The organism is Methylobacterium tarhaniae, assembly GCF_001043955.1.
GTDB lineage: Bacteria > Pseudomonadota > Alphaproteobacteria > Rhizobiales > Beijerinckiaceae > Methylobacterium > Methylobacterium tarhaniae.
In genome coordinates, this window is record NZ_LABZ01000223.1 from 21,940 (window position 1) to 29,888 (window position 7,949).

The following is a 7,949-nucleotide window of genomic DNA, read 5'->3' on the forward strand; positions in this document are numbered from 1 at the left end:
CCACCGATGACGGCACCGTCCCCCGCCCGGCGCCGCGCATGCCTGCGCGACACCGCCCTCCTCTCCGCCACCATCCTGGCGGCAGGCCTCCTCTCTCCCGCCCAGGCCGCGCAGTTCGGCGTGGTGGTGAACCAGGTCGCCGACCCGGTGCTCGCCGGCGTGGCGCTGCCCGACACTGCGCCGACGATGGGCGTGTTCTCCAGCGTGCAGGCCTGGCCGATGAACGCCATCACCCTCGGCCTTCTGCCGAGCGGCAAGGTCGCGTCCTACGGCACCCCGATCGGCAACCCGGGCAGCCAGGACGGCCGCACCTTCGACATCTGGGACCCGACCAAGGGCCTCGGCGGCGGTCACGTGACGCTCAACGGGGTGACCGGCGTCAACAGCTTCTGCGCCGCTCAGTCCTTCCGGACCGACGGGTCGCTGCTCATCGCCGGCGGCATCTTCGACGACGGCAACGACAAGGGCAGCGTCCTCCTCGACAGGACCGGTACCGGCATTTCCGGCGTCGGCGCCAGGCTCGCGAACGACCGCTACTATGCGTCGATGATCACGCTGCCGAGCGGACAGCAGCTGATCGTGGGCGGCTCCTATCCCTACCAGGGCGGCTGGGCCGACCCGCAGGGCAGCATCGACAAGGGCCTGATGACCGGGATGACCCCGGAGATCTACGACGGCAAGCAGTGGAAGAGCCTGTTCGGCGCCAAGAGCCGCGACGCGTTCGGGCCCGACAACAATCGCTGGTGGTATCCGCGCGCCTGGGTCGCCCCGAACGGCAAGGTGTTCGGCATCAGCTCGGAAAAGATGTGGATCCTCGATCCGTCCGGGAACGGCTCGGTCACCGCGATGAACTTCAAGGAGCCGCAGCGCGACGCGAGTTCCGCCACCGACGCGCCGAATGTCGGGCCGGTCTCGACCGCGGCGATGTACGACACCGGCAAGATCCTCCAGGTCGGCGGCAACAGCTACGACAACGGATCCGGCTTCCTCGCGAGCAGCCGCGCGACGGTGGTCGACATCACCGGCGGAACGCCGGTGGCGACCGACACCGCGCCGATGAATGTCGGCCGCGGCTGGGCCAATGCCACGGTCCTGCCGACCGGCCAGGTCGTCGTCACCGGCGGCAGCAAGTGGAACGACCGCGGCGGCAACGACGTCGTGCTGCAATCGGAGATCTGGGACCCGAAGACCGGCCGCTGGTCCCTCGCGGCCTCGGGCGGCGTCTATCGCGGCTACCATTCCACCGCGATCCTGATGCAGAACGGCGCCCTGCTCCTCGCCGGCGGCGGCGCACCGGGCCCGGTGGACAACCAGAACGCCGAGGTCTTCTACCCGCCCTACCTGTTCGCGACGGTCGACGGCAGGACGGCGCTCGCGCCGCGGCCGCAGATCGTCAGCCTCTCCACCGTGCAGCTCCAGCACGGCCAGTCGATGCAGTTCGAGCTCACCTCCCGGAACGGCCTGTCGCAGGTGGTGCTGGTCGGCCTGAGCGCTGTCACCCACAGCTTCAATTCGGGCCAGCGCCGCTACGCGGCCACCTTCACCCAGTCCGGCAATGCCGTGACGGTGCAGGCGCCGGCCAACGCCAACATCGCGCCTCCCGGCTACTACCAGCTCGTCGCCATCGACCAGAAGGGCGTGCCCTCTCCGGGCGTCATCGTCGCGCTCGGCAACGGCGTCGCGGCTCCGAGCCAAGTCGCGGCTCCGAGCCAAGTCGCGACTCCGAGCCAAGTCGCGGCGCCGGGCGTGGTCACGTCCGCAGGCGGTGGGCAGAACGGGACCGGCACCGGCGGCACGGCCGGCGGCGGGACGGGCGGAGGCAGCGGAGGCACGGCCGGCGGGGAAGGCACCACGGAGACCGGCTCGGCGGTGAGCCTGCAATCGAGCAACTATACGACGAGCTTCCTCACCAACGTCAACGGCACGGCGAAGCTCGTCACCCCGGCCAATGCCGGCGACCGGCAGCAGGCGACCTTCCGGCAGGTGCCGGGCCTGGCCGGCTCGGGCGTGTCGTTCCAGTCGAGCACGGCTCCCGGCCAGTACCTGCGCCACGCCAATTTCCAGATCTGGCAGCAATCCAACGACGGCGGCGACGTCTTCAAGCGCGGGTCGACCTTCCTCCCGCGGGCGGGTCTCGCCGGCACTTGCGGCTGCAACACCGGGCCGTGCACGTCGTACGAATCGCTCGACTGGCCCGGCTACTATCTGCGGCACTCGTATTTCAGCTTCTACATCGCCAAGCCGGATGACAGCGACCTGTTCAAGCAGGATGCCTCGTTCTGCCCCGCCACGGGCCTGACCCCCGCGGCCTCGGTGCTGAAGGCGTCGCATTCGGGCCTCTGCCTGTCGATCGCGGCCGGCGACGCCAGCGACGGCGGTGCCGTGACGCAGCAGGCCTGCAACGGCTCGGCCGAGCAGACCTGGACCGCCACGCCCGGCAACGGCGGCACCGCCTACGTCAACAAGGCGTCCGGCAAGTGCCTCGACATGACGCTCGCCACCAACGCGAACCCGGGAAGCCAGATCTATCAGTGGACCTGCGTCGGCGTGAGGAACCAGGCCTGGACGTTGCGGCCCCAGACCGGCGGCAATGCCCTGGTCTCGGTCTACAATGCGAATCTCTGCGCCGACATCTGGAACGCCTCGGCGCAAGCCGGCGCGACGGCGAATGCCTGGACCTGCCACGGCGGCGCAAACCAGGCCTTCCTGTTCCAGTAAGCCCGCCGCCGGCCGGACAGAGCGAGGGCTGACCAGGGGGAGGACGGACCAGCCGCCCTCCCTGTCCGAGAGCCAGTTCGACGTGAGTCGAAGGTTTTTCCCGTTCTCGACCTCATCCTGAGGTGCTGGCGACCGGAGATCGCGTGCGACCAACGGGAGCCCTCCTTCGAGGTCGGTCGATCATGGATCGTGCGCGAACTCCGATCACCGACACCTCAGGATGAGGTTGTGTGTGGGAAAGAAACATCACCCCCGGCATCAATAATTTCAGTCAAGCAGGATCTGGAAGACTGTTTGATCGATGTATTCAGATCTCAAATCTGCCACGTCATCCCGGGCTCCGCTGCGCGGCTGCGGAGCGACGGTGGAGAGCTTCGGCGCGTCGAGCGTCGATCACGGTCAGGCACCGCCTCGACGATGGAACGGACGCTGATCCTCGGTCCCCATCGACGGTGTCAGCCCTGCTCCCGCGCCCGCCGGCTCTCATAGGCCTTGAGGTGGGTATAGGCGGTGGCGAGGGACGGCCGGGCCCCGTCCGGATCGACCGCCCGCCCGCGGGCCAGGAGGTCGCCGACGATGTGGTCGGCCTCGATCCGGGCGCCCTTCTCGATGTCGCGCAGCATCGAGGCGGTGAAGCGGGATCCTGCCGCCGTGAGGGTGCCGCGGCTGGTCTCCAGGAATTTCTCCCGCGGCGCGTGGCCGGCCCCCGCCGCGATGCCGCGGCACTCCTCCAGCAGGCCGAGCATCAGCTCGCGCCCGCCCGGGGCCGCCACGATGTCGCCGATCGGGGCCCGCATCAGGCAGGTGCCGCAGGCCAGCGTCGCGAGGAAGACCCACTTCTCCCACATCTCGAGCAGGATCTTCTCGCTGAGCCGCGCCGCGAAGCCCGCCCCCTCCATCACCCCGGCGACCCGGGCGATGCGCTGCGAGCGCGTCCCGTCCCGCTCGCCGAAGGTGAGCGCGTGCAGCTCGCTCATCTGCACGATCTCGCCCCCGGCCGAGAGCGTCGCCGCGATGGCGCAGGATCCGCCGAGGATCCGCTCCGCCCCGAACCGCGCGTCGAGGGCGTCGAGATGGGCGAAGCCGTTGAGGATCGGCAGCACCACCGTATCGGGCCCGACCGCCGGGGCGACGTCGTCGAGGGCGCCCGCGAGGTCGTAGGCCTTGCAGCTCAGGAGCACGAGGTCGAAGGGCCCGGGAATCGCGTCCGCCGTCACGGTCTTCGGGGTCTCGACGCGGAAATCCCCGAGCGGGCTCTTCACCGAGAGGCCGGTCTCGCCGAGCCGCGCCGCCCGGGCCGGCCGGACCAGGAAGGTCACGTCGCGGCCCGCCGCCGCGAGCCGGGCCCCGAAATACCCGCCGGTCGCCCCGGCTCCCACCACCAGCACCCGCATGCCGTCTCCTCCCGACCCTTCTGTCCTGCCGGAGCTTCGCATTCCGGGCGGATTCGTCCAAGGTGCCCAGTGGTCGGGACGCAACGAGGATGGCGGCGGGTGCGGGGTTTCGTGGATCGGCTGTTCGGGTCGCAGGACCTCGCCGGGATCTGGGTCCGGCGCGGGCTCTTCGTGCTCGGCGGCGTCGCGGTCGGGGCCGCGGCGGTGCTGATGGCCTTCCTGGCCGATGCGGCGCAGGCGGCGTTCCGGGCCGTGCTCGGGGTCTCGCCGCTGATCGCGTTGGTCCTCACCCCCTTCGGCTTCGGGCTCGCGGCGCTTCTCGCCCGCACGGTCTTCCCGAACTCGCAGGGCAGCGGCATCCCGCAGGTGATCGCCGCCCGCGACATCGAGGACGCCGCCCTGCGGCATCCCCTGGTCTCGCTCCGGGTCGCCGCCGGCAAGATCGTGGTGATGACCCTGGGCCTCGTCTGCGGCGCCTCGACCGGGCGCGAGGGACCGACGGTGCAGGTCGGCGCGGCCCTGATGGCGGCGGCCGGGCGGCTCGCGCCGGAGCGCCAGCGCGGCCTGCTGCTGGCCGGGGGCGCCGCCGGGGTGGCGGCGGCCTTCAACACGCCGCTCGCCGGCATCGTGTTCGGCATCGAGGAACTCAGCCGCTCCTACGAGGCCAAGACCTCGAGCCTGATCCTCGGGGCGATCATCGCGGCGGGCCTGACCTCCCTCGCGCTGGTCGGCAACTACACCTATTTCGGCTCCACCGCCGATACCCTGCCGTTCGGCTGGGCCTGGATCGTGGTGCCGCTCTGCGGCGTCCTCGGCGGGCTGTCCGGCGGATTGTTCAGCCGCATCGTCATCGTGGTCTCGTGCGGCCGCCTGCCCGGCCTCGCCGGGCGGTTCGTCTCGGGCCGGCCGGTGCTGTTCGCGGCGGCCTGCGGCCTCGGCGTCGCCCTGTGCGGGCTCGCCACCGACGGGCACATCTACGGCACCGGCTACGAGCAGGCGAAGGCGCTCCTGCACGGCACCGCCGACACCCATGCCTGGTTCGGCCCGCTGAAGTTCGTCGCCACCACCCTGTCGTCGATCAGCGGCATCCCGGGCGGGCTGTTCGCCCCGTCCCTCGCGGTCGGGGCGGGCCTCGGCGCGGAGATCGCCGGCCTGTTCGCGGGCGCGCCGGTCGGGGCCGTGGTGCTGGTCGGGATGGTGGCCTACCTGACCGGCGTGCTGCAGGCGCCGATCACCTCGTTCGTCATCGTGGCGGAGATGACCGAGAACCACGCCCTGGTGATCCCCCTGATGATCACCGCGCTGATCGCCGACGCGGCCTCGAAGCTGGTCTGCAAGGAGGGGCTCTATCACGCCCTGGCCGAGCCGATCGTCGCGCGCCTCACCGGGCGCCGGCCCCACGAGCCGGAGGTGAGCGGCCCGGCGTGAGGAAGGCCGCGGCGGGATGCGGCCCGAACGCCCGCATCCCGCCGCACGGGATCGCCGTAGGCGGGGGACCCGGATCCGCCGCGCGGCCCGGGAATGAAGCGGGGAGTGTCAGGAAAGCCGGCTCGGCCGAAGCATGCCGGGCGACATCGGCACGATGTCTCCGGAAGGGTTCCGGAGCGTGCCGGCGGTCAGACGGAACGACCGGCAGTGCGATTCCGGCACGGCCAGTCTGGAATCGAGAGGCGCCGCGGGGATCAGAGCGGCGGCAGCCCGACCTCGGCGACGCGGCGGTTATGCTCGAGCCAGAGGCGCAGCATCTCTGCGAACAGGCCCGGCTTGGTCGAGGCCTTGGCGGGCGTGGCGATACGGGTCGAGGCAATCGACGGGGAGGAGGCCATGGGTTCGGCTCCGGAGTGGGAGGTGGGCTGGAACTCTGTGGTTCCTGACCCCGACCATGATCCTGATATTGCAATGCAGCAATCGTCGATCTCGCAGTTGCGATATGCGCTCATCGCATGTGATGGGCGTCATCTTGCCGATCTGCCCGCCAATCATGCGCGATATGCCTGACTGGCGGGCTCCAAGCCGATTTTGGGCTCAAAGTCGGTTTTAGGCTGAAAGTCGGCTTTTAAAGTTCAAAGCCGGTTTTCTCGTCAGACGCTCACCCGTCCAGGGCTGTCCGGTCGACCTCCGTGGTGATCGTGCCGAGGATCCGGGCGCGGGCGTGCTCCAGGGTCTCGCAGGCCTCGGTCAGGGTGCGCAGCGGGGTGCGGCCCCATTCGGTCATCAGCACCACGCCGTCGAGCAGCGGCGCCAAGGCCACGGTGGCGGCCGAGCGGCCGACCGGCGGCAGGTCGACGATCACCACGTCGTAGGCGTCGCACAGGCTGGAGAGCAGCAACTCCATGGCGGGCGAGCCGAGCCAGTGCGGCGAGGGCAGCGCCTCGTGCGCGAGGGGCAGCACGTCGCACCCATCCGTCAGGGCCGTGACGTGGCTGCGCCAGGTCTCGGCCGCGCCGGTCCCGAAGCCGCGCAGCTCCGCGACGATCCCCTCGCCGGCCTCCGCCATGCGCAGCACCGGATCGGCGGCGTCGGCATCGATCACCAGGGCGCGGGCGCCCGAGGCGGCGTAGAGCCGGGCGAGCTCGATCGCCGCGAGCGCCTTGGTGCGTCCGCAGGTGCGCCCCGCTGCGGTCAGGCCGATGGTGCGCAGCGGCGCGGAATGGCCCACGGAGGTGAGGGAGAGCCGGGTCCATTGCAGGCCCTCCGCCAGCCCGGCGCAGAGCCGCGCCTCGTCGGTCAGGCCGCGGCGGCGCGCCAGAGCCGGGCGCGGGCTCGGCGTCGTCGGGATCCAGCCGAGGCAGTCCCGCCCGGTGGCGGCCCGGACCTGGCGCCGGGAGCGGGCGCGCCCGTCGAGCAGCAGGCCCGCGAGCCCGACCGCGACGAACAGGCCGGCCCCCGCCACCGCCCCGGCCGGCATGGTCAGCCGCAGGCCCGGATTGGAGCGGAACAGCGGCCGGGTCGCCGGGGTGATGACCCGGGAATCCGCCACCGGGGCGCTCTGGCGCTGCACCGCCTCGGCCAGCACCACCAGCAGGCTCTCGTAGACCTTGCGCGAGGTCTCGGCGGCGGATTCGAGCTCCTCCAGCGTCCCGGGCTCGTCGTCCGCCGGCGGGCGCGGGACGACCTGGGTGCCGGCGCTCGCCACCGGCCCGTCGGCATCGTCGCGCCGGTTGCGCCGGATGCGGTAATTGTGCGTGGCGCGGAATTCCTGGACGGCGCGGATCGCCGTGTTCATCTGGGTCCGGAACCGGTCGACGCGCTCGTTGAGCCAGTCGGTGGCGAAGCGCGACGCCTCGACGCGAGCCTCCATCTTCTCGCGCAGGAACTGCTCCACCACGGCGTTGACGATGTCGGCCGCCTTCTGCGGGTCGCGGGCCGCGAAGCTGATGTCGAGGGCGTAGGCGAGGCCGGAGCGGCGCACGTCGAGCCGTGCCGCGAAGGTGTCGAGCAGGCGCCGCTCGGCCTCGATGCCGCGGTCGGCCTCGGCCTCGGCGCGCCCGGTCGCGCCCTTGAACGACGCGCGGGCGTTCTCGAACAGGGCGACGAGGCGCTCCTGCGCCCCCGCTGCCCAGGCCGGGAGCCGGAACGTCGATGCGGCGAAGTCGGGGTCGCCGCGCAGGCCGAGCTTGTCGATCACCATCCGGGCGATCTTCTCGGAGCGCAGGATCGCCACCTGGTTGGCGATCTGGCCGGTATCGATGGCGAAGCGGGCGTCGCCGCCGGGCTCGGCGAAGAGCGGCGGCATCTTCGAATCGATCACCAGCTGCGCCCGGGCGGTGTAGACCGGCGTCGCCGCCAGCGCGTAGAGGGCGCCGAGGGCTGCCCCGGCGCCCTCTACGCGCTGGC

The 7,949-nt window shown here is 71.4% G+C and carries 6 protein-coding genes; 3 read left to right on the forward strand and 3 right to left on the reverse strand.

All coding sequences use genetic code 11. From position 1 onward, the window contains the following. Window positions 1–6 precede the first annotated feature (6 nt). On the forward strand, window positions 7–2,718 hold the full coding sequence (locus VQ03_RS31170; protein WP_053078742.1) for an AbfB domain-containing protein: 2,712 nt from the start codon (window positions 7–9) through the stop codon (window positions 2,716–2,718). Between the two features lie 455 nt (window positions 2,719–3,173). Here VQ03_RS31170 and panE read toward each other — a convergent pair whose 3' ends face one another. Continuing rightward, the gene (gene panE, locus VQ03_RS26310; protein ID WP_048453872.1) at window positions 3,174–4,112 is read right to left on the reverse strand and encodes a 2-dehydropantoate 2-reductase; all 939 of its coding nucleotides are present in this window, start codon (window positions 4,110–4,112) and stop codon (window positions 3,174–3,176) included. 99 nt (window positions 4,113–4,211) lie between these two features. Here panE and VQ03_RS26315 point away from each other — a divergent pair, with 99 nt between their 5' ends. Beyond that, window positions 4,212–5,540 carry a chloride channel protein gene (locus VQ03_RS26315; RefSeq protein ID WP_048453873.1) on the forward strand — a complete coding sequence of 443 codons (1,329 nt, stop codon included), beginning with the start codon at window positions 4,212–4,214 and terminating at the stop codon, window positions 5,538–5,540. A gap of 254 nt (window positions 5,541–5,794) precedes the next feature. On the opposite strand, the gene VQ03_RS33350 is transcribed toward VQ03_RS26315, so the two are convergent. Continuing rightward, complete coding sequence (locus VQ03_RS33350; RefSeq protein WP_157064263.1) at window positions 5,795–5,938, reverse strand: hypothetical protein; 144 nt, start codon at window positions 5,936–5,938, stop codon at window positions 5,795–5,797. On the opposite strand from VQ03_RS33350, the gene VQ03_RS33355 reads away from it, so the two are divergent. After that, window positions 5,937–6,110 (forward strand): hypothetical protein, encoded by a 174-nt coding sequence (locus VQ03_RS33355; RefSeq protein ID WP_157064264.1) that lies wholly within the window; start codon window positions 5,937–5,939, stop codon window positions 6,108–6,110. The two genes, VQ03_RS33350 and VQ03_RS33355, sit on opposite strands and share 2 nt — an antisense overlap. A 91-nt stretch (window positions 6,111–6,201) precedes the next feature. Here VQ03_RS33355 and VQ03_RS26320 read toward each other — a convergent pair. Next, window positions 6,202–7,949, reverse strand: a 1,748-nt coding sequence (locus tag VQ03_RS26320; RefSeq protein WP_048453874.1) for a hypothetical protein, incomplete at its 5' end; no start/stop codon positions are given.

Coding starts and splice junctions, on each gene's coding strand:
- VQ03_RS33350 (WP_157064263.1), bottom strand. CDS start 5,938: ATGGCCTCCTCCCCGTCGATTGCCTCGACCCGTATCGCCACGCCCGCC.
- VQ03_RS33355 (WP_157064264.1), top strand. CDS start 5,937: ATGGGTTCGGCTCCGGAGTGGGAGGTGGGCTGGAACTCTGTGGTTCCT.
- VQ03_RS31170 (WP_053078742.1), top strand. CDS start 7: ATGACGGCACCGTCCCCCGCCCGGCGCCGCGCATGCCTGCGCGACACC.
- panE (WP_048453872.1), bottom strand. CDS start 4,112: ATGCGGGTGCTGGTGGTGGGAGCCGGGGCGACCGGCGGGTATTTCGGG.